Source organism: Fictibacillus barbaricus, assembly GCF_031457135.1.
Taxonomy (GTDB): Bacteria; Bacillota; Bacilli; order Bacillales; family Fictibacillaceae; genus Fictibacillus; species Fictibacillus barbaricus_A.
The window spans coordinates 644,747-666,913 of record NZ_JAVDWA010000003.1; the positions used below are offsets into that span (position 1 = coordinate 644,747).

The 22,167-nt window shown below is 43.1% G+C and carries 21 protein-coding genes; 1 reads left to right on the forward strand and 20 read right to left on the reverse strand.

What is annotated here, in order from left to right; translation table 11 throughout:
- Positions 1-125: 125 nt before the first annotated feature.
- From J2X07_RS12165 to spoIID, 4 genes are all read right to left on the reverse strand, one after another.
- Positions 126-1,127: a rod shape-determining protein gene (locus J2X07_RS12165; protein WP_310258973.1), complete on the reverse strand. Its 1,002-nt coding sequence runs from the start codon at positions 1,125-1,127 to the stop codon at positions 126-128.
- A gap of 189 nt (positions 1,128-1,316) precedes the next feature.
- Positions 1,317-1,583: a sporulation transcriptional regulator SpoIIID gene (spoIIID, locus tag J2X07_RS12170; protein WP_026677325.1), complete on the reverse strand. Its 267-nt coding sequence runs from the start codon at positions 1,581-1,583 to the stop codon at positions 1,317-1,319.
- Positions 1,584-2,106: 523 nt separating this feature from the next.
- Positions 2,107-3,063 carry a M23 family metallopeptidase gene (locus J2X07_RS12175; protein ID WP_310258974.1) on the reverse strand — a complete coding sequence of 319 codons (957 nt, stop codon included), beginning with the start codon at positions 3,061-3,063 and terminating at the stop codon, positions 2,107-2,109.
- 363 nt (positions 3,064-3,426) lie between these two features.
- The gene (gene spoIID, locus J2X07_RS12180; RefSeq protein ID WP_396194132.1) at positions 3,427-4,455 is read right to left on the reverse strand and encodes a stage II sporulation protein D; all 1,029 of its coding nucleotides are present in this window, start codon (positions 4,453-4,455) and stop codon (positions 3,427-3,429) included.
- Positions 4,456-4,964: 509 nt separating this feature from the next.
- Between spoIID and J2X07_RS12185 the strand changes: the two genes are divergently transcribed.
- Entirely contained in the window at positions 4,965-5,579 is a 615-nt protein-coding gene (locus tag J2X07_RS12185; protein WP_310258976.1) for a DUF3298 and DUF4163 domain-containing protein, read from the forward strand.
- A gap of 53 nt (positions 5,580-5,632) precedes the next feature.
- On the opposite strand, the gene J2X07_RS12190 is transcribed toward J2X07_RS12185, so the two are convergent.
- From J2X07_RS12190 to J2X07_RS12265, 16 genes are all read right to left on the reverse strand, one after another.
- Complete coding sequence (locus J2X07_RS12190) at positions 5,633-7,300, reverse strand: M4 family metallopeptidase (protein ID WP_310258977.1); 1,668 nt, start codon at positions 7,298-7,300, stop codon at positions 5,633-5,635.
- A 456-nt stretch (positions 7,301-7,756) separates the two neighbouring features.
- A complete protein-coding gene (locus J2X07_RS12195; protein ID WP_310258978.1) occupies positions 7,757-7,903 on the reverse strand; it encodes a lmo0937 family membrane protein in 147 nt (48 codons plus the stop codon).
- A gap of 571 nt (positions 7,904-8,474) precedes the next feature.
- On the reverse strand, positions 8,475-9,785 hold the full coding sequence (gene murA / locus J2X07_RS12200; RefSeq protein ID WP_310258979.1) for a UDP-N-acetylglucosamine 1-carboxyvinyltransferase: 1,311 nt from the start codon (positions 9,783-9,785) through the stop codon (positions 8,475-8,477).
- 30 nt (positions 9,786-9,815) lie between these two features.
- Positions 9,816-10,562, reverse strand: a complete 747-nt coding sequence (locus J2X07_RS12205) for a YwmB family TATA-box binding protein (RefSeq protein WP_310258980.1) — start codon at positions 10,560-10,562, stop codon at positions 9,816-9,818.
- Between the two features lie 118 nt (positions 10,563-10,680).
- A complete protein-coding gene (locus tag J2X07_RS12210; RefSeq protein WP_310258981.1) occupies positions 10,681-10,914 on the reverse strand; it encodes a DUF1146 family protein in 234 nt (77 codons plus the stop codon).
- Between the two features lie 387 nt (positions 10,915-11,301).
- Entirely contained in the window at positions 11,302-12,831 is a 1,530-nt protein-coding gene (nuoN, locus tag J2X07_RS12215; protein WP_310258982.1) for an NADH-quinone oxidoreductase subunit NuoN, read from the reverse strand.
- A gap of 3 nt (positions 12,832-12,834) precedes the next feature.
- A complete protein-coding gene (locus J2X07_RS12220; protein ID WP_310258983.1) occupies positions 12,835-14,355 on the reverse strand; it encodes a complex I subunit 4 family protein in 1,521 nt (506 codons plus the stop codon).
- The gene (gene nuoL / locus J2X07_RS12225) at positions 14,352-16,232 is read right to left on the reverse strand and encodes an NADH-quinone oxidoreductase subunit L (RefSeq protein WP_310258984.1); all 1,881 of its coding nucleotides are present in this window, start codon (positions 16,230-16,232) and stop codon (positions 14,352-14,354) included. The genes J2X07_RS12220 and nuoL overlap by 4 nt, the downstream gene beginning before the upstream one ends.
- Before the next feature lie 16 nt (positions 16,233-16,248).
- Positions 16,249-16,563, reverse strand: coding sequence for an NADH-quinone oxidoreductase subunit NuoK (gene nuoK / locus J2X07_RS12230; protein ID WP_310258985.1), 315 nt, complete (start codon positions 16,561-16,563; stop codon positions 16,249-16,251).
- Complete coding sequence (locus J2X07_RS12235; protein ID WP_310258986.1) at positions 16,560-17,075, reverse strand: NADH-quinone oxidoreductase subunit J; 516 nt, start codon at positions 17,073-17,075, stop codon at positions 16,560-16,562. Before J2X07_RS12235 ends, nuoK begins: the two co-directional genes overlap by 4 nt.
- Positions 17,072-17,491, reverse strand: coding sequence for an NADH-quinone oxidoreductase subunit NuoI (nuoI, locus tag J2X07_RS12240; protein ID WP_310258987.1), 420 nt, complete (start codon positions 17,489-17,491; stop codon positions 17,072-17,074). The genes J2X07_RS12235 and nuoI overlap by 4 nt, the downstream gene beginning before the upstream one ends.
- A gap of 254 nt (positions 17,492-17,745) precedes the next feature.
- Entirely contained in the window at positions 17,746-18,747 is a 1,002-nt protein-coding gene (gene nuoH, locus J2X07_RS12245) for an NADH-quinone oxidoreductase subunit NuoH (RefSeq protein WP_310258988.1), read from the reverse strand.
- Positions 18,747-19,847, reverse strand: a complete 1,101-nt coding sequence (locus tag J2X07_RS12250) for an NADH-quinone oxidoreductase subunit D (protein WP_310258989.1) — start codon at positions 19,845-19,847, stop codon at positions 18,747-18,749. Before J2X07_RS12250 ends, nuoH begins: the two co-directional genes overlap by 1 nt.
- 3 nt (positions 19,848-19,850) lie before the next feature.
- Entirely contained in the window at positions 19,851-21,272 is a 1,422-nt protein-coding gene (locus J2X07_RS12255; RefSeq protein ID WP_310258990.1) for an NADH-quinone oxidoreductase subunit C, read from the reverse strand.
- Positions 21,269-21,784 carry a NuoB/complex I 20 kDa subunit family protein gene (locus J2X07_RS12260; protein ID WP_310258991.1) on the reverse strand — a complete coding sequence of 172 codons (516 nt, stop codon included), beginning with the start codon at positions 21,782-21,784 and terminating at the stop codon, positions 21,269-21,271. The genes J2X07_RS12255 and J2X07_RS12260 overlap by 4 nt, the downstream gene beginning before the upstream one ends.
- Entirely contained in the window at positions 21,775-22,149 is a 375-nt protein-coding gene (locus tag J2X07_RS12265) for an NADH-quinone oxidoreductase subunit A (RefSeq protein ID WP_310258992.1), read from the reverse strand. The genes J2X07_RS12260 and J2X07_RS12265 overlap by 10 nt, the downstream gene beginning before the upstream one ends.
- Positions 22,150-22,167 lie beyond the last annotated feature (18 nt).

The window sequence follows — 22,167 nt, forward strand, 5'->3', positions numbered from 1 at the left end:
CCGAGGATAAAACAAAATTAACGTGGATATATGGACCACGGATTTCCAACTGGATCACAGTCAAATAAAACAAAAAAACTGGCTATCTCGTGCAAAATCCACACGTTTATGCCAGTTTTCCTTTATTAAAACACTTTTCTTTTCGCGATTTTATCCATATGTTCAAGCATTAAGCCAGTTCCTTGTGCTACTGCTCTCATTGGCTCTTCTGCAATCAATACAGGTACTTTTAACTCTTCGGCAAATAGCTTATCGATTCCGTGAAGGAGCGCTCCTCCACCTGTCAACATGATACCGCGGTCGATGATGTCTGCTGAAAGCTCTGGCGGTGTTTTCTCCAGAACGCTTTTCGCTGCCTGAACGAGAACCATCACAGGCTCCATCAATGCTTTTTGAATCTCTTTTGAGTGTACTGTGATTGTGCGGGGCAATCCAGACACCATATCGCGTCCGCGGATTTCAAGCTCTTCTTCACGAGCACCAGGGTAAACAGTAGCCACGTTCAGCTTAATGTTTTCAGCTGTTCGTTCACCGATCAATAGCTTATATTCCTTCTTTATGTACTGAAGAATTTCAGCATCGAACTTGTCCCCTGCCATTTTAATAGAAGAGGAGGTGACAATATCGCCCATACTCAAGACAGCAATATCCGTTGTGCCACCACCGATGTCCACAACCATATTACCGCTTGGCTGGAAGATATCCATCCCCGCCCCGATTGCTGCAACTTTAGGCTCTTCTTCTAAAAAGATATGCTTCGCGCCGCACTTTTGCGCCGCTTCTCTAATGGCTTTTTGTTCAACAGACGTAATGTTTGTTGGTGTGCAGATTAAGATTCTTGGTTTGGCAAACACGCCCTTCACTTTAATTTTGTTAATAAAGTGTTTCAGCATTTGCTCTGTTACTTCAAAGTCAGCAATAACGCCGTCTTTTAACGGACGAATCGCTACGATATTACCTGGTGTACGGCCAACCATGCGGCGAGCTTCTTCTCCAACAGCAAGCGCTTTCCCGGTGTTCGTGTCAATCGCAACAACTGATGGTTCATCGAGTACGATCCCTTTTCCTTTTACGTAAATCAGTACATTAGCGGTACCAAGGTCAATTCCAACGTCCCTTGTAAGCATTTTTTATCCTCCCTGTTAAACAGTCCATACTTTATAATGACATTTATAGTAAAAAATCGAAGTTCTATCCAATTTATCATTATAGCATAAGTATGTCGAATTAGGAGAAAAATTGTCAAAAATACATCAAAAAGACGTTTTTACAAGGTACATAACGTTTTCTGTATCAGCTTGCATATACTTGAAGGGTTATTGAACAACTTCCTCTGCGCCTTTTTTATATTTTACGCGCGTTGCTTCTCCACCCCTTAAGTGGCGGATGGACTTATGGTATTCGAGGATTTCTTTTACGTTATTTGCAAGATCAGGATTAATTTCAGGCAGCCGCTCGGTGAGATCTTTATGCACCGTGCTTTTGGAAACCCCGAATTCTTTTGCGATCATGCGAACTGTCTTTCTTGTCTCCACGATATACCGTCCTATCTTGATGGTTCGCTCTTTGATGTAATCGTGCACACCACTCGCCTCCCTAAAATGGATGTGAGAGATGCGATAGAGACTTGTATGATCAAGCTACGTGACAAGTTTTGTTGTCATCTTCGGCTTATAAGTTACAACATCCATTCCCCTTTTTCCACCGCAGCCATAGTACGATTTCTCACCGCTCACCCTCAATTGAATTGTAGGTTTTGTAACATCTTATTAACCAAGTTTTGGTTATATGCCTAAATCTCAACTGGGACAAGGGGAAATGTCCATTTTCGTGAAAAAACCTACATATCCTCTTGTGAAAATAACAAAGAATGTTTATTCCATAGGCTTGTCTTAAAAAGTTCTTTTCAAAAAATAACTACGTTTTGTGAGCAGACCCCGTTGATAAAGATGTTGCTTAACTCCAGATCCAGTTAGCCCGTTCACGCTCACATTCTTCTTTTTGAAAAGCAATCAAATTAACCTCTTATTCACAGTAGCAGCCTATAAAAAAGAAAAAGCCGACTCCTTCATGGGGTTAGCCATGTCAGCGTCAGCTTGTCCTTTATTAATCTTGTGCACCTGAATCATCTGCAGATGTTTTTGTTCCTGATGGAGCAGCATCACTGTCTTCAGAAGACTGCGTGGAAGATTCTTCTTTTTCGTTGTTGGCATCTTTGCCATCTTTCCCGCTTTTGCCTTCATCTTTTTTCATGTCTTTGCTGCCTTTATCATCAGCTTTTGGTTCTGGTGATTTTTTTTGTTCCGCAGGCTTTTGCTCTTTTTGCTCTTCTGCTTTCTTTTCTTCCTGCTTCTTCATTTCTTTACGCTGACTGTCAACGTCGGTTGCAAGCTGTGCAACGGATTGGTCCAAAGCCATTACAGGGTCAACTGCTTCTCCGTCTTTGCGTACTTCGAAGTGTGCATGAATTTTTGAATCCTTGTCATATGCGTTCTGTCCAGCTTTACCAAGGACTGTACCTTGTTTTACTTGATCGCCTTCTTTTACAGAAGCAGATGCGAGTGATGAATAGTGAGTTACAACACCTTTGTCATGTTCAACCTCTACTACCCAGCCTAGTGCAGGGTCTTTGGCTACTTTTACAACATTTCCGCTTAAAGCGGCAGTTACATCAAACGATTTTCCGTTTTCAGCTGCTAGATCCACACCGCGGTTTTGATAGTAGATATTGTTATAGAATACTAGAGCTGCTTCTTGTTCTTCTGCTGTGGAATCACTGCTGAAGAAATCTTTTACAACTTCCACGGATTCAGGATCAGCTACTGGCATTTGGAATTTTTCTTTTGTGAGTGAAACTGGTACTGCTGCTCCGTTATCTTCAAATGCACTTTTCGGAGTTGTGTTCTCCTTCTCGTTTTTCGCATCGTTTTGATACCATAGAACAGATGTTAAAATAACTGCGGCAAAGCTAAGATAAACTGCAGGGTATACCCAACGTTTTTTCATTTTCTTCATACCTTTCATTGGTACTGGTTTTTTTGTTTGTTTTTCTTCTTCTTTCATTTTTCATCACCTCAGCAACAAGTTTGAACAGAATTCTGAAAATATATACTTTGGCGGAAAAATTTTTTGAAAGTTTTTTTCGACATATAGGAAAACCCCTGTTTTGAAAGCTAAAACAGGGGTTTCGAGTGATTAAAATTCGTCGATTCCACATTTATTAATTGGATATCCAGGTTTTCTCGTCACATAGCCAGGATTTTGATCAGCAATCCCACATTTTTTCTGATATAACCACGGACAGCCAAAATACGACAAACCCAACAGGAAAAACCGCATCAAGCCAAGCGGCATAATGCGGTTTGAGCGAGGGGGTCTGTCCCGGGGACAGACCCGGGACAGACCCCCTTCTTTTTTACTATTCTCTTATTTTTGATAGGCTACTCCCTTATCAATGAGAGGCTTGTAATCGGCTATTGCGATCCCTTTGTAATAATAGTTTAGTATGTCTTTGTATGTTTTTCCTTCCTTCGCCATTCCGTTCGCACCGTATTGGCTCATCCCGACTCCATGGCCGTAGCCTTTTGTCGTGATTGTGACCTGCTTGCCTTTCTTCGTTATCTGGAAATCGGTCGACCGAAGTTCCAGCTTCTCTCTTATTTCTTTACCGGTAAACTCTTTTTTTCCGATTGCGAATTTACCGATCCGCTTTCCGCTTGTGGATGAAACTACTTTTCCGATTTTCCCATCCTTTGATAGGGAAACCCCGAGCTTTTCCTCTACCAGACTTACGGGCAGTTGAACCGTCTGTTCAAATTTCGGTGCTTTTTTGTCCCAAGGACTTTCTACACTTCTTAAGTAAGGGTACTTATTTTTCCAATAATCTTCTGAATCGACCGTGAATCCGTTGCTCATTGAGAAAAAACTCGCTTGAATCGGCTGTCCTTCGTACGTCAAGATCTGCCCTTTTGTTTCAGTAACAGCTTTAACGACTTTTGATAGCTTATCCGCATACTCATCTCCCCAGATTTTTTTGAGTTCTTCGTTTCCTTTGTACACCTGATGCTGCACGGTATCAGAGACGACTGCTTCTACTGGCAAACTATCATCCTTAGATTGCGCGTACATCGTTTTCACAATATACGTTCTTGCTGTCAACGCCTGTGCCTTTAAAGCTTCTACTTCAAACTCTGCCGGCATCTCACTCGCTACCACACCGGTTACATACTCTTCTAGCGGAATGTTTTCGACAGTATCCATTGAACTTCGAAAGACCGGAACGACAATGTCTGAATGCGGGATTTCCAAAGCTAGCATTTTCTCAGTTGGTTTTGCCCGGCTTTCTTTCTTCCAATCAGGAGGTGCTGACGAAAATGGCAGGACAAGTATGGCGGGAATGAGGACGATAACAGCAATAAAAATGGCGATGATCCAGAGCAATGGCTTGATTTTCATATTCACTTTTCCGATGCCCTCCTATATCGTTTCTACCATACAACTTATACAAAATCGGTAAGACTTAGAACATGAAAACTAGTATTTTTACAATTAAAAAAGACTCGACTGACTTTATGCTTTATCCGCCCGTCTTTGTTGCACTTATGCTATGAACCTAAACTTGTTACCACGTCGATTTATATAAAAGACTATTTTCTAAAATGGTTACTTTCAGCTCATATCAACATTGACAAGTTGATTGGAGTGCAAGGTGCGAGACTCCTACGGGATAGGTGGGACAGGTGAGACACTTAATGGTGCATAGCACAAATGTGGCTCACCGCCCGCCCCGTGGAAAGCGAGTAACCTGAAACGGAAATCAACCACTTACAAGAGCATCAAAGTATACGAAAACAGCCTATTGAAAAATGGTTCTATTATTATTCTGCGAGTTTTGTTTACAAGGCGTCTGATACAAGCTTCATTTTGCATAAAATAAATGGATGATCATTAAAGGGGTGACTGTGATGGCAAATTTCGAAGCTCCTGTTTTGGTTCGGACACGTACGTATACTCATAATCAAATGAGGATTTATTATCCAGAGATTGATGGACAGATCAATCCGCGAATTAAACACCATGTGAATCAGCAAATCATTCACATGAATCAGCAGCTTGGAGAGATGCAAAATCCTGAGGCACGGCCTGGTATGTATGGAGAGTTCGCTGTTAAAACAAACGAAAAAAACATACTGAGCATCGGTTTCAGCAATTTTGCCTATACCCCGCATGCCGCACATGGAATGACGTACATTAAGTCACTGACGTGGGATTTGACAACGGGAAGAACGTACAGCTTGAAGGATTTATTCAAACCAAACAGCAATTACGTGGAGGTTTTGAATCGAAACATAAAAGAACAGATCAAAAGATTGAACATTTTCACGCTGGAGCCCTTTAAAAGCATCAGTCCTGATCAAGACTTCTATATCGCGGATAAAGCGCTCGTCATCTACTTTCAGTTATATGAGTTAACCGCATACGCTTATGGGTTTCCGATGTTTGTTATTTCCGTTTTTGACCTGCAGGATGTGATTGATGAAAATGGACCTTTAGGGAAAATGGCGGTGAATGGGCTGTAAAAATAAAAACCCTGATCCGCATTGCAAAGATCAGGGTTTGTCACGATTTAGTTTTAGTTTACGCCAACTGCGTCGTAAGATTTTTTCACGGAATTCACTTCTGCTGAAGACGCTCCGTAAAGGTCAGCTGCTGCTTGTACAAGTGCCGCTCTCGCTTGGCTGAACGTAGATGATGATGTTAAATAAACTGTGTTTGCTCTGTAGTAGATCGCTCCTACTTTATCGTTTCCGATACCAGTTACCGTCACTCCGTAATGCGTGCCGCCTGCTGCCAGCAAGTAAGCTGCTTTGTTGATGATACCGCTGTTCGTATGAACGCCGCCATTATCACTTGTACCTGTGTAGCGCTTAGAATAGTGATCGGGATCACCGTATTTCGTCGGATCACTCATAGAACGAAGCGCATCGTTGGCAGTACCCGGTGTGTAGATGTCTTCTCCGATCAAATAATCAGGGTTGTTGTTTTTATAGAACTCTACTAGAGTACCGAAAATATCGGAAATGGCTTCGTTTAATGCGCCTGACTCATTTTGATAGACAAGATTAGATGAACTTGATGTAACCGCATGTGTTAATTCATGAGCTACAACATCCAGTCCGCCAGATAAGGAGATGAAAGTTGTTCCGTCCCCATCGCCGTATACCATCTGAGAACCGTTCCAGAACGCATTGTTGTAGTTTCTGCCATAGTGTACAGTCGATTTGAGCGCCGCACCTTTATTATCATAAGAGTTACGGCCAAATACGTTCTTATAATAATCGTAAGTGGATCCTGCGTAATAATGAGCATCTACAGCCGCTCTGTCATAAGTGGCGTTAAACTGGTTATCGGCGTCTGCCCAAAGCTTGCCAGGAAGCTGCTGACGATTAGCACCATCGTATGTAAGAATACCGTTGCCTCTCGTATTGTCCTGCAAGTAATATGTTCCGCTTGATAATAGTGTGTTCAGAGATTTTGTATCCCCTAGTACTCCTGTTCCAGATCCCACTGTGTTTGTTCCGGTTAATGAACCGCCTCCGCCAGGCTTAGCCGCTTGCGGTCCGTTTACTTCATCTAGATTGTTATAGGAATTGAGAATTTCTCCTGTTTTAGCGTCTACAAAATAGTTATAGTTCCCCGGTTTAGGAGATAAGAAGTTTAAGTTAACGAAGTAAGCATACGTTGCTTTATCTCCTTGTGTATACACAACCAAGTCTGAGGTTGGTGTTTTTTCATATGTTGGCGTATAGCCCAAGTCATCAGCTGCGATGGTTACAGCTTTGGATGCCGGAATTTTTTTACCAAATCCTAATCCTTGTTGATCCTGCAAATTTGGGATCACACTTCCAGAGAATACAACCAGCTCTCCTTTATCATTCACATGTGCTACTTGGGTAGATCCCCAAACAGGAACTCCTTTATATGATTGCTGAAGACGAACAATTTGGCGTCCTGACGCATCTTTTGTAACGGATTGTACCGTAAAAGCGTCCCCCGCTTTTTGGCTGCCGATTTTGAATGTTTTTGATTCTTTTTGAATGTAGGACATAACTACGTCCTTAGCCGATTGACTCGACGCGTCCGTTAACTTCCCTGATACAAATGAAGGTGTGCCTGTAGCGCTGTTGTACTCTTTTACAGACAAAACATTAAAAGGTGTTGCTGCAGATGCTTGTCCACTTGCAAAAGGACTTACTGCAAGTCCAAGTGTTAATCCCCATGCCACTAGTTTCTTGTTCATCCTGTTATCCCCTTTACCTCATTAGTAGTTTGAAGCTTTTAAAGCCCAGTGAATCTATATTACCACCATTTATTTTATTTTCAAACTATTTCAAAAATTTTGATAGTTTATTACTAATTATCTGCATTTTATAGAAAAAACAGGTTATTGGAACTAGTTTCGTTCGATATCTGCTTGGTTCTTTTTACGTGAAAGGGGCTTAGTTACTGCTGCAATGGAAACGGAGTATAAAGAAAAAGAAGAAGATACTGAACAGTTCGGTAAATAAATTTCAATTACATAAAAAAAGCTGGATCAGCCACCTAAAAGGAAGGTGAAAATCCAGCTTAGCTACTTATTTCTACACGATTGAACACTTATTCTATACGAATGTCTTACATATCTACATCCCGACATCATAAGACAATCACTCTTCATAAAAAAACAGCTAACCCAATGAATGAGTTAGCTGTTTCGTCACCTGGACTTTCTGCCTCTAAAAAAATTGATTAAAAAGACAATCAGTGCAATTACGAGAAGAATATGAATGATACCGCCAGCTACTTTAAATACTACGCCTAATAGCCATAGTACAAGTAAAATTCCAATTATTGTCCAAAGCATAAGTTCGACTTCCTTTCTATTTATATAGGAAATTGGTATACGGTTATGATTCCCGAACTCTCTTTGAAATAAACAATTCAGTCGTTTTTATTTTTTGTGACTTAACGGGATTCTTCAAGAAGCTTACAAATTTAGAAATCATAGTTTCTGATAGTAATTGATTTCCTTTTCAAACTGTTTGCTTTCTGCATGCTATGACCCGACTCGTAGTCTTGCGAAATAGAGGAGTCTCACCTTCTGCTTCAATTTATTTTCTTTAAAAAACTTCTTGAAAATATTTTATTAGTAACAGTCTTTTAGAAAAGGTGTTTCTAAGACTGTTGCTTTTGAGCTTCTTTCAAAGTCATCATTGATAAATTGATTGTAGTGTAAGGTGCGAGACTCCTGGGGGAACAGTGGGACAGGTGAGACACTTCAGGTGCCAAAAGCACGAGGTGGCTCACCGCACACCCCCCCGGAAAGCGAGCATCCAGAAGCGGAAATCAATAACTTCCAAGAGCAATAATGTATGCAAAAAAGCCGACTCGCTGGCGTAAATCGCCTTTGAGTCAGCTTTTTCAGGAATAATATATTATGCTAAATTACTTTTTAATGATTGCTCTGTTGCTGGTTTTGTTTGTACATCTTCATTAACACGCTCAATATCAGCGCCTAATGCTGCTAGTTTTCCTGTGAAATCAACATATCCACGATCAATGTGCTTCAGTTCCGTAACACGTGTGTAACCGTCTGCGACAAGCCCAGCCAGTACAAGTGCTGCGCCGGCACGAAGGTCAGTTGATGCTACTTCTGCACCTTGAAGGTTTACAGGTCCGTTAATCACTGATGAACGGCCTTCGATTTTAATATCTCCGTTCATACGGCGGAATTCTTCCACGTGCATGAAACGATTTTCAAATACAGTTTCCGTAATAACGCTTGTTCCGTTTGCACGAAGCAATAACGCCATCATTTGAGACTGAAGATCTGTCGGGAACCCTGGATGCGGCATTGTTTTAATATCAACAGGCTTTAATTCTTCAGGTCCGCGAACACGAAGTCCTTGACCTTCTTCTTGAATTTGAACGCCCATTTCTTCCATTTTTGCGATTAAAGGACGTAAATGCTCTGCGATTGCATTTTCGATTAAAACATCACCTTGCGTGATTGCTGCTGCTACCATATATGTTCCTGCTTCAATACGGTCAGCGATAACTGCGTGCTCAGCGCCTGAAAGCTCTTCAACACCAACGATACGGATTGTTCCTGTACCTGCACCAATTACAGTTGCGCCCATAGCATTTAAGTAGTTCGCTAAACAAACAATCTCAGGCTCTTTTGCTGCGTTTTCGATTACTGTCGTTCCTTCTGCAAGTGTTGCTGCCATCATGATGTTCTCAGTAGCTCCTACACTTGGGAAGTCCAGATAGATTTTAGCGCCTTGTAATCTGCCATCGATTTTAGCTTCGATAAAGCCGTTTCCGATTTTGACAGCTGCGCCCATTGCTTCAAAGCCTTTAAGATGCTGGTCGATCGGACGTGATCCGATTGCACATCCGCCTGGCAATGCGATACGGGATAGTCCCACACGCGCAAGCAACGGTCCCATTACTAGGAATGACGCTCTCATTTTTCTTACATATTCAAAAGGTGCCTCTGTTTTCAATTCATTTGTAGCATCTACATGAATTTGACCATTTTCAAAGACTACATCAAGATTTAAATAACGTAACACTTCGTTGATTGTAAATACATCAGCGAGTGCCGGGACCTCTGTAATTGTACTCTTGCCTTTACTTGCTAAAATGGATGCTGCGATGACAGGAAGTACGGCATTTTTAGCTCCTTCAACTCGAACAGAGCCTTCTAACCGCCTACCACCACGGACAATGATTTTTTCCAACGATATTCCCCTCCGCGTCCAATTTGTATATTAATATTCAGACGTAATTATTGGTGTGCCAATTGTGACAGTAGTTTTACTGCCCATTCCTTCAGTTCTCAACGCCACCTGAAGATTCATTTTTTGGTTATGACCAGTATAAATCGCTTGTTCCCACTGCTCAGTATATGCAGATAGTGACACAAACGTCTCTTCCTTTAGCCCTTCTACAGAAATTCCAGAAAAAGATTGTACCAGCTCATTTGCTTTAAAATACAAATCACCCACCATTTTATCACCGTATGTACCTGTTACACAAGAGAAAATATTGGGATTTCCTCCAATTGAGTCTTTTGTACGGTTCTTTAATAATGTCTGGATTTCTTTCCAATTTTGATTTGTATTTACAAGTCCTTCAACCGCATAAATAAAATACGATTGCATTTGCTGTTTTTGGGGGTATGTGATGACCGTAATCTTCTCAATGACTTGCAGGTCCTCGTTTTGAAGCTGCCCAGATATTTTTTCATGTCCAGCTGCATCTTCCTTTACCACCCAGTTAAATTCTGGCCACTTGCGTTTTAGCTCTTCTGCTTGATTTAAATACCCTAGTCCATTGGAATCAAAACCTAATTTTCCTCTGAAATACATCGTCCATTTGTCAGGCTTTGCACCATCTTTTATTAAAACGTCTATTATATGTGGAATTTCGTTGGTTTCATCGTCTGTTTTCGCATATCCAGAAGTTATCCATATAAAAAGCAAAATTGCTGTAATCGCTAATGTCCATTTTTTCATCCCCGGCACATCCTCTCTATTTCTCATTATTGCCAAGAAGAAAAAGGATATCCGTGGAACTTGTAGTCATTTTCCGACAATTCTGTTTACTTCAAGTTCAAAAAGCAAGCGAACAAAATCATCCAAATAATTGACTTAGATTCGTGGAAAACTGTAAATACTTTAAAAAGAAATCGCTCACTAGACTTGCGATGCTAATAACAAATAATATATACAGCACTCGTGCCTGAACGACTTTTCCTTTTCTGATCCATGCATCAAAGTTGAAAGCTTGCATAGCCCACCAAACAATAACTAAAAAAATCAAATGTACGATAATATGCAATAAAGCTTGCTGACCTATTTGAACCATGTCGTACGGACCTCCTATTACATATTTCGACAACCTTAATATTAATTCTTTCTACATATATTAGATAGTTACTTTTTCACTAGTTTTCCCTTATGAAAACGCTTAAATAAATATTGTTCATTTTTTCGTAATAATTGATGGAAATAGCCTGATAATTGAGCTAAAAAATGTCCTTAATTTCAGCTTGAAAATGAATTTCGTTTTAGCTGAAGTTTCCGTTCTTGGTTTGTCGAATTTTGTTGTCTCGTGTTTATAATAAAAAAAGTATGGCATTCCACCGAAAAAGTCTCGTATTCTTCAACAAAAGTGTGGAATCTTCTTATTTCCAAACAAAAAATTTCCCTGCCATCTTCTTCAGACAGGGAAATTCATGAAAAGTAGTCTTAGTTAATGCACATGATCAGCGATATCTTCAATTCGCATAAAGAATTCGTTAATATCGAAGTTTCCATAAAAGAAATTCAATGCGAGCTCTGGCATGATACCGAGTATGACGGTTGAAACCGCACAAAACGCTAATACAACTGCCAAGCCTGGAGGAACAGAAATCTTCGCTTCTTCCCCGTCTCGGAAAAACATGACTGCCATCACATTAAAGTAGTACACGTACGAAATGAGTGTTCCAACCATCATGACACCTGCGAGCCAATAATGGGCAGGCTGTCCGCCGAGGGCTCCCATAAAGATTCCGAACTTCCCGACGAATCCTGCTGTGACCGGAATACCAGCGAGCGATAAAAGAAAGATCGTCATCGGAACAGCAAGCCATGGCGACCGCTTGAACAGTGACCGGAACACGCTGATGTCATTGGACTTCGCTTGTGTTGTTAATACTTGAATAATGGTAAAGGCTCCGATATTCATAAACAAGTAAGCGAGCAAGTAAAACCAGATGAGCTCAAACATTAAAGATGAGTTGGATACGAACGGAACTAGAATGTATCCCGCTTGAGAAATGGATGAATAGGCAAACATCCTCTTTATGTTTCTCTGCTTTAAGGCGGTTACGTTACCGATAATCATCGTTACTGCGGCCAGGACCATTACATATGGCTGAACTTGGAGCAATAAAGAATCACCTTTGATTCCTGCGGCTGCAATAAACGTGATAATGATCAGTCTCAGCATGATCACAAATCCTGCTGTTTTCGATACAACGCTCAAAAATGCCGTGACCGGTACAGGCGCTCCTTCGTAAACATCAGGTGCCCACATGTGAAGTGGTGCTGCCGCAATTTTAAACGTTAATCCGGCAAATGTAATAAAGAACGCAAACACAAGCAGAAAGCCATGTTTCAATATTTCTGGATCCTGCATGTTTTGAGCGATCAAAAACAAATTGGTTTCGCCCGTCAGACCGAAAACATAACTCATACCGAACAATGTGATCGCTGTTGCGATTCCGCCAGAAACCACATATTTGAACGCCGACTCGTTGCTTCGTTTGTCGCGTTTTTCAAGACCCGCCATGATATAGGAAGATAATGAAAGCAGTTCGAGACCGACAAACAGCGTGATTAAGTCCGCACTCGATGCCATCATCATCGCACCTAACAAAGCGGTCAGAAGCAAATAGTAAAACTCTCCCCGATTTTCTTCGATGTCGTCTTTTTTATAGCTTGCTGCGAGCACCAATACGAGTCCCGTACCGAGCAGCATTAAGATTTTAAAGGCGACCGAAAACGAATCCAGGCGATACGTATCAAACAAAATCGAAGTCACTTTATGATCGAGCTGCATTAATACTGAGACGAGTGCCGAGATGACTCCAGCACCTGTAAGCCACGCGATTGGTTTACGGCTCGTTTCTTTTTTCATAAAAAGGTCGATCACTGATAAAAGTGTTGCTGTACCTAAAATGATAAATTCAGGAGCCATAGCACCCCAGTCGAATGATAAAAGCGTATCTAGATCCATCGATTAGCCCCCTAACCCTAGCAGAATGGCATCTAATGCTGGACGGAGCATGTCGCTTAACCAAGCAGGATAAATTCCGATAAAAAGAATCACCGTCAGTAAAACAAACGCTGGGATTCGCTCTGCCGAAGATAAATCAGGATAGCCGGATTGCTGCTCATTTTCTGACCCGAACGTGATCGCCATTACCGCCCGCAGCACGTATACAGCCGTTAAGATAAGACCTAGCGTTCCGACTGCTGCCAAAATCGGCATTTTATGAAACAATCCTAAAAATGCCATGAACTCACTAATAAAGCCGCTCATCCCAGGGAGTCCTAATGAAGCGAGACCTCCCGCTAAAAGAACACCTGCGAGTATCGGCATGTTTTTCGCCAGTCCTCCAAATGCCTTCAGCTCAGAAGTTCCTGACCGCTCATATAATGCACCAACTAAGAAAAACAGCAGGGCAGAAATGAGACCGTGCGAGACGACTTGGAAAACGGCTCCCGTTACACCTGCGTCGTTTAGCGCCGCAAGCCCAATCAGCACAATTCCCATATGTGAGACGGAGGAATAGGCGAGAACGCGTTTGAAATCTGTTTGATTGATCGCAATAAATGCACCGTAAAGCAAGTTGATAACGCCGAAAAGGCCGATCACAAAAGCTAAAGAATGAAATTCCTTTGGAAACATTCCTGCCCCAAAGCGGATTAATCCGTATGCTCCGATTTTCAAAAGAATTCCAGAGTGGATCATTACAATCGCAGGCGGCGCTTGAACGTGAACGCGCACCATCCAGCTATGTAACGGAGCGACGGGAAGTTTCACTGCAAATGCGATCAGAAGCGCGATCAGCATGCCCATTTTAAATGATTTCGTAATAAACATTTGATCCAGCTGAGCCTGTGGCAATGCTAACGTTTCTGCCAGTCTGTCAAAATTCATCGTACCCGTCTTCATAAACAGGACCACGAAAACAATCAATAAAATCGCCGATCCAATTCCGTTATAAATTAAAAAGCTGTATGCCGCTTTTTCTTTTTCTAAATAGCCCCAGCGCCCGATCAGGAAAAACATCGGAATCAGTGTGAGTTCAAAGAAAATAAAGAAAAGGAATAAGTTTTGAGAGGCAAAAACACCAAGCATCCCGACTTCTAAAATGAAAAACAGAATGAAATAACTTTTCCAGTTTTGCTTAATCGAGAAAGAAGCGATAGCCGCGAGCAAACTGACGACTGCGGTCAAAAGAATGAGCACCATTGAAAGTCCGTTGATTCCGACTTCATACAAAATCGGGTAGCTCACTTCTCCTTTTGACTGAAACACTTCATATGAAATCCAGCGATACGTTTCTGTCAGCTGCAGATCTGAACCTTTTATGTCGAACGCCGATAATGTGACCAATGCCGTACCCAGCACGAACAGCGTTCCTAAAACACCGATCGTTTTGATTGATTTCTCATCGCTAGAAGGTATGAATAATAGGACGAGTACTCCTAATAAGGGGGAGAAAATCAATATCGTTAAAAGCCATGTATTCATGAGAAATACCCCCCTGTCAATGCCACGATCAGCAATAAAAGGACGATGCCAAAAATCGCAAATGTTCCATAAGATTGAACCTGGCCGTCTTGCATGCGCGAGCCGAATTTGCTCAAAGACCTAACAGATGCTGTAACGGCCGAAACAAGCCCTTCAACAACATATCGGTCAAAAAGTACACCGAGCTTACTGAGTCCCCGAGTTCCTTTGACGACCGTTTGATCATATCCTTCATCCACGTACCATTTGTTATAGACAGCGTCAGAAAGACTCGGCAGTACCCGCGTAAGCCAATCTCTCGAGATTGTTTTCTTCTGATAGATTAAGTAAGCGAGCAGAATGCCTAAAAGAGCCACGCCTGTTGCCACAAACGGTATCCAGACAGGTGTATGATGTTCAGCGTGCGAAAGATCGACTGGACCTTGCGCTAAGTAATCTGTTAAAAAAGTCCCAAACCAAGATGTGTTCACATAACCGGCTACAATTGCAAGAAGTCCCAGGACAATCATCGGAAACGTCATGACGCTTGGTGATTCGTGAACATTTTTCACGTTCGAATGTTCTGTTGAACGCGGTTCTCCGGTAAAAACAAGGAAAAATAAGCGGAACATATAGAACGCGGTCATGAATGCTGCGATAACCGCTAGCCAAAACAGTCCGTACTTGCCGTCTGCATATGTGCTCGCTAAAATTTCATCTTTACTGAAAAATCCTGATAAAAGGGGGACGCCGGAGATTGCGAGGGCACCGATTAAAAAGAGAGGTCCCGTCAACTTCAGCTTTTTCCAAAGCCCGCCCATTTCCTCAATGTTCTGTGTATGTACTGCATGAATGACACTTCCTGCTGCTAAGAATAGCAGCGCTTTAAAGAACGCATGTGTTGTTAAATGAAACACACCCGCCACATAGCCTGACGCTCCAAGTGATAGCATCATGTAGCCTAGCTGGCTGACCGTCGAATACGCCAGCACGCGTTTAATGTCTTTTTGCATCAAACCGACTGATGCTGCAAATATAGCTGTCACTCCGCCAACTACAGCAACGATCGTCAATGCCGTATGTGATGCTTGAAACAATGGATACATTGTCGCGACTAAGTAAACCCCTGCCGCTACCATCGTAGCTGCATGGATGAGAGCAGAAACCGGCGTCGGACCTTCCATCGCGTCAGGAAGCCATGTATGAAGCGGGAGCTGACCTGATTTTCCGACCGCTCCTACAAAAATACAGACCGCTGTTAACGTCAGCATGTTCTGTGCAATTTCTCCGTTTTTTATAGACGCGAAAATTTCGTCGTATTCGAAACTGCCAGCCTGCCAAAATAGCAAAACCATTCCGATAAACAGACCAACGTCACCAATCCGTGTCATGATAAAGGCTTTTTTAGCTGCTGCCTTCGCCTCTGGTTTGAAATAGTAGAATCCGATTAATAGAAACGACCCTAATCCAACAAGCTCCCAAAACATATATAACTGCAATAGATTCGGAGAGAGTACTAACCCTAGCATCGCAAACGAAAACAGTCCTAAATAAGCAAAAAATACAGGAAAGCGCTCGTCGCCATGCATGTACCCTTTGGAATAGATGTGAACGAGGAAACTGACAAGTGAAACGATGACGAGCATGAGTGCATTAAGTGGATTCACTTCATAACCCATCGTTATCATTTTCTTTCCTAATTGAAACCAAGTTCCCTCTACTTTTATCCCGCCGCCATGCCATACCGCTAAAAACACGCCGATCGACAGGACGAGTGAAAGCCAGGTTAATAAAACACCAATCCAAGCGGTGCTTTCTTTCACGGATTTTCTAAAAAGCAATAATAAAATGAAGGATAAAAGCGGGAACAACGGTATAAGCCAACTCATCTGCAACATTTCGCTATCTCCTCTCCTACCGCTTCATCGTGTCCATTTCGTCCACATTTACCGTCTGTCTATTGCGGTAGAGCGCAATTAAGATCGCCAGTCCGACAGCTGCTTCAGCCGCCGCAACTGTAATGGTAAACAAAGCGAAAATTTGTCCCTTTAACCCTGGGAATAACGAGTATTTTGCAAAAGCTACTAAATTAATATTCACGGCATTCAGCATCAATTCGATCGAAATTAAAACGATAACTGCGTTTCGTTTCGTGAGTGCACCGAACAAGCCGATACAAAACAGTATCAAGGCAAGCATCAAGTAAGCCGTCAATGGAACACTGCTCATTTCTTTGCCCCCTTTTCGTCATCTGCATCCCTTTTTGCTAGAATGATAGCTCCGATCAATGCCACTAAAAGTAATACAGACGTCAGTTCAAACGGAATCACATAATGGGAGTAGAGCTCCACCCCGATTTTCTTCGTATTATCCACGTGCAGCTCGACATTTTGCTGGCCAAAATTAAGATCTTTAATCTTTCCGTACATGATGAGGAAAAAAAGTCCGATCGTCAGAGCAGTCAGCCACACTTTTAATCGAGGTGTCTTCTTTTCTTGTTCCTGATGCTTTGTGAGCATGATTCCAAACAGCATTAAAATCGTTATTGCCCCAGAATAGATCAGCACTTGCACGACTCCTACAAATTCGGCGGATAACGTAATATAAATTCCTGCTATCGCAAGAAATGTAAAAATAAGCGCGACAACCATGTGTACGACATTCGTTAAGTTGATCAGGAGAACACCGCCGGCAATGGCTGTAAGCGCGAGCAGGAAAAAAGCAATCATTTCACCTGTCATGCTTTGTTCTCCTTTCGAATGTTTTCATCGTTTTCATCGAGCCACTCGAGATTTTTAAATAGCTCGTCACGGCTGTATTCAGCAAGTTCGAACTGGTTCGTCATGACGATTGCTTCTGTCGGGCAAACTTCGGTACACAAGTCGCACAAAATGCAGATCTCGAAATTAATATCGTACGTGTCGATAATTTTCCCTTTTTTTGCGGGGTCTGGGTGCGGCTTGCCTGTTAACTGAATGCAATCTGTCGGGCAAATTTGCGCGCATTGGTTGCAGACGATGCATTTTTCGGGATAAAACTTTTGTATGCCGCGAAAACGGTCTGGCATGTTGATCGGCACATCCGGGTAGCTTGTTGTGATGTTTTGTTTTGTTAGGTTTTTAACGGTATAACCTAATCCTTTTACAAGACCTTTCATCTTCTGATCACGCTCCTTGAGCTTTGGTCTTTCGTTGCAGCTTTGAGAGAAATTGATATCCGTTTTAGGCTGTTCGCTTTCCGCAGGGCAGGCGGTGAGCCACATTCGAACGTTTCACTTTTAAGTGTCTCACCTGCCCACCTGTCCCGCAGGAGTCTCGCACCTTACACTCCTATTAACTTGTCGATGAAGTCTTAAAACCAAATAGACGGTTAGTGAACAACCTTTTTGGGAGACAGCTTTAATAGAACAACCTATAAAAACAGTTCTTTTACAGCTGCACTGACAAAAATGTTTAATAAGGCTAGTGGAAGCAGTACTTTCCACGCGAAGCCCATCAGTTGATCGGCACGCATTCGCGGCAGTGTTCCGCGGATCCAGATCATAAAAAATACGACGATGCTGAACTTTAGGCCGAACCAGATCACACCTGGAATAAAGCCTAAAAACGGAATCGGATTCCAGCCGCCCAAGAATAAGACAGTTGTCAGTGATGCCATCGCGAACAGATACACATACTCTGTGAGCATGAAGAACGCCCAGCGGAAGCCGGAGTACTCGACATGGTATCCCGCTACTAGCTCTGATTCTGCTTCTGGCAAGTCAAACGGCGTACGGTTCAATTCTGCGATTGAAGAAATCAAAAAGACGATAAAGCCGATTGGTGTTAAAAAGATATAGGCGATGTTTTGCTGTCCGGCCACAATGTCGTTTAAGTTCAAGCTGCCTGCAAACAAAATGACGCCGATTACTGAGATGACGAGCGGAATTTCGTATGAGATCATCTGTGCTGCAGAACGCATGCCGCCTAGCAATGAATACTTATTGTTGGAAGCCCAGCCACCCATTAATATTCCGATTGTCGATATCCCGGAGATCGCTACGTAATACAGAAGTCCGACTCCAAGGTCCGCGAACTGCATGTTCTTTGAAAAAGGAATCGTCGCAAGCACCATGAACGCAGGTGCAAAAGCGAGTACAGGAGCTAAAATAAAGAGCGGCCGGTCAGCAAGCTTCGGAATGGTGTCTTCTTTTATTAATAATTTAAAAACGTCAGCAACGGTCTGGAGCAGCGCGTATTTTCCGCCAACACGGTTTGGACCGGTACGCATCTGCATGAACCCGAGCACTTTCCGCTCTGCTAAGATGGCGTACGTTACGAAGCCTAAAACCGTCATCAAAAGAGCAGCACCAAGCGCAAAAAAAATCGCAACGTGCATCCACCCGGGCTGTGCGTGTAAAAGGTCTTGCATCATTAGCCGTCAACCTCCCCGAGCACAATGTCGATTCCGCCCAATATCGTAATCAAGTTGGAAATATTTTCGCCGACTAAAAGCTTTGGCAGGATCTGCAGGTTATAAAAAGACGGTCTGCGGAACTTTAAGCGGTAAGGCTCCTTCTTTCCTTCTGATGCGATGTAACAGCCGATTTCTCCACGAGGCGATTCGATTCTGACGAAAGCTTCTCCTTTTGGAGGTTTGATGATGCGCGGTACTTTTGCCATGACGGGTCCTTCTTCAGGAAACTGTTCAACCGCCTGCTCTAAAATTTTTAATGATTCTTCGATTTCCTGCATACGGCATTGATAACGCGCCCATGCATCGCCTGTATGAAAGACGGGTACATCAAAATCAAATCGGCTGTATATCGAATACGGCTCATCTTTTCGAAGGTCCCACTGTGTGCCGGTGCATCTCAAGTTAGCACCACTGAGCGAAAAGTTCAGCGCTTCTTCCTTCGAATAATAGCCGATTCCTTTTACACGGTTCAGAAAGATTTCATTGCCTGTAACGAGGTCATGGTAACCAGCAAGTTCTTCCCTCATGTAAGGAATAAAATCACGAACCTTTTCGATCCATCCCTCTGGAGCATCCCATTTCACGCCGCCGACACGCATGTAGTTGAACGTCAGCCTGGCTCCGCATATCTCGTTCAGCATATTAATGATGGCTTCGCGTTCACGAAACGCATATAAAAACGGGCTCATCGCGCCGATGTCGAGCAAATATGTACCAAACCAAACGAGATGACTTGCGATTCGTCCAAGCTCCATCACGATGACACGCAAAAATTCGGCACGTTCCGGAATTTCGAGGTTCATCATCGTTTCTACGGCATGACAGATGACATAGTTGTTTGTCATCGCCGCTAAATAATCCATGCGGTCTGTGTATGGAATAATCTGCGTGTATTGCAGATTTTCAGCTAATTTCTCTGTTCCGCGGTGCAGATAGCCGATTACAGGTGTTGCTTCAATAATCGTTTCTCCGTCAATTTTGAGTACGATCCGGAAAACACCGTGTGTACTCGGGTGCTGCGGACCTACGTTGAGGAGCATTTCTTCTGTCCGGATCATACGTTACACCTCCACGTCATGCGGTTCATAATCTTTTCGAAGCGGATGACCCACCCAGTCATCCGGCATCATGATGCGCGTCAAATTCGGATGACCTTCAAAAATAATTCCTAATAGATCGTACGTTTCGCGTTCTGGCCAGTTTGCTCCCTCCCATAACGGGGTAATTGAATGGGTAGTTGCACTGTTTCTATCAATTTTTACTTTTAATGCGACAGATTGCCGATTTTCATATGAATAAAAGTGGTTGTACACTTCAAAATGCGTTTCAAAATCAGTACCGTGCATTTCAGAAAGATAGTCGAAATGAAGGGCTTCATTGTGTTTTAATAGATCTGCAATTTTATAATAGCTCTCTGGTTTTGCCACTAGCGTTGGCACGTCTTTTGACAGCTTGTTTATATAAGCATCCTCTAAAACATGTGGTCCGAGTTGCTCTTTGATGACTTTTACGTAGGTGTCGAGGAATGGCTGATTAGGTGATGGTTTCTCTGGTTCAGCAGGTTCTTCTGCTGCATTTTTCGCATTTGCGGCGGCACGTGCTTTAGCTGCGGCTGCAGCTTTCGCTTTCGCGGCAGCGATCGCTTTTGCTTTTTCGTCGTCTCCCGCTCCGGCGGTTTCTGCGGCTTCTCCTCCGCCTGCGTCTCTGAGCGCTTTTGCTTTGGCAGCAGCGGCGGCCTTCGCTTTCGCGGCTGCAGCGGCTTTTGCTTTTGCGGCAGCTTTCGCTTTTTCATCTTCTCCCGCTTCTGCGGTTTCTGTTGTATCTGATTCGCCTGCATCTCTAAGCATTTTAGCTTTTGCAGCTGCGGCGGCCTTTGCTTTCGCGGCAGCGGCAGCTTTCGCCTTTGCGGCTGCGAGAGCTTTTTGCTTCGCGAGATCGTCTGTCTCTTCTAGAGAAGAGTCTGGTGTTGAAGCAGCGTCAGCCTCTTTTTCTGCCATACGCTGTTTAGCAAGCTCGAGTGCTTTTGCCTTTGCTTCTGCGGCTGCTTTTTTCTTTAACTCTTCTTTTGTGAGCTCAGGTTCTGAAGCAGGTTCCGAGTTTGCAGCCTCTTTTTCCGCCATACGCTGTTTAGCAAGTTCGAGTGCTTTTGCCTTCGCTTCTGCAGCTGCTTTTTTCTTCAGTTCTTCTTTTGTGAGCTCAGGTTCTGAAGCAGGTTCCGAGTTTGCAGCCTCTTTTTCTGCTTTACGCTGTTTGGCGAGTTCGAGCGCTTTTGCCTTTGCTTCTGCGGCTGCTTTCTTTTTCAACTCTTCTTTTGTGAGCTCAGGTTCTGAAGCAGGTTCCGGGTTTGCAGCCTCTTTTTCCGCTTTACGCTGTTTGGCGAGTTCGAGCGCTTTTGCCTTTGCTTCTGCGGCTGCTTTCTTTTTCTGTTCTTCTATTGATAACCCGTCATTTGTCGGATTTTGATCATCACGCTCTTTGGTCATTCACTCATCACCTTCTTGCCGGTCTTTGCTTCATAACGAATTTTTTCTTGAAGTTTATTGATGCCGTATATCAGTGCGGCTGGGTTTGGCGGACATCCTGGGATGTACACATCTACAGGAACGATCTGATCGACCCCTTTTACAACGGCATATGATTTTATGTAAGGACCGCCTGCTGTCGCGCATGATCCCATCGCGATCACCCATTTTGGTTCCGGCATCTGCTCATATAAGCGCTTAAGGACCGGCGCCATTTTTTTCGTTACTGTACCCGAAACGATCATGACATCCGATTGTCTTGGAGACGTACGGAATATACTTCCGAATCGGTCCAAATCATAATGTGAAGATCCTGTTCCCATCATTTCAATCGCACAGCATGCAAGCCCGAACGTAAGCGGCCACAGCGAATTACTGCGCGCCCACGCTTTCACTTGTTCGAGCGTGACCATAAATACGTTTCGATCCAGCTCAGCTCGTTCAGCTGCTGTCAGTTCCCAGTTTATGTCCATTTAAGCACCTTCTTTTTCCATGCGTATACGAGACCGAGCGTTAATAGAACGACGAAGATCGCCATCTCGATAAGTGCAAAGATTCCAAGTTTGTCATAGGCAACAGCCCATGGATATAAAAACACTGTCTCAACATCAAAAATAACGAACATGAGCGCAAACAAATAATAGCGGACGTTAAATTGAACCCAGCTTTGGTGAAAAGGTTCGATCCCGCTTTCGTAAGTGGTGTACTTTTCTTTCGACGGCTTGTAAGGACGCAGGAAACGGCCTGCTGTCAAAGCTACAGCCGGCAAAAGAATGCCTAACAAAAGGAATACGGCCACGATGAGGTAATTATTCTGATATAAATGATAATGCTCCATTCTGACTACCCCCATAAA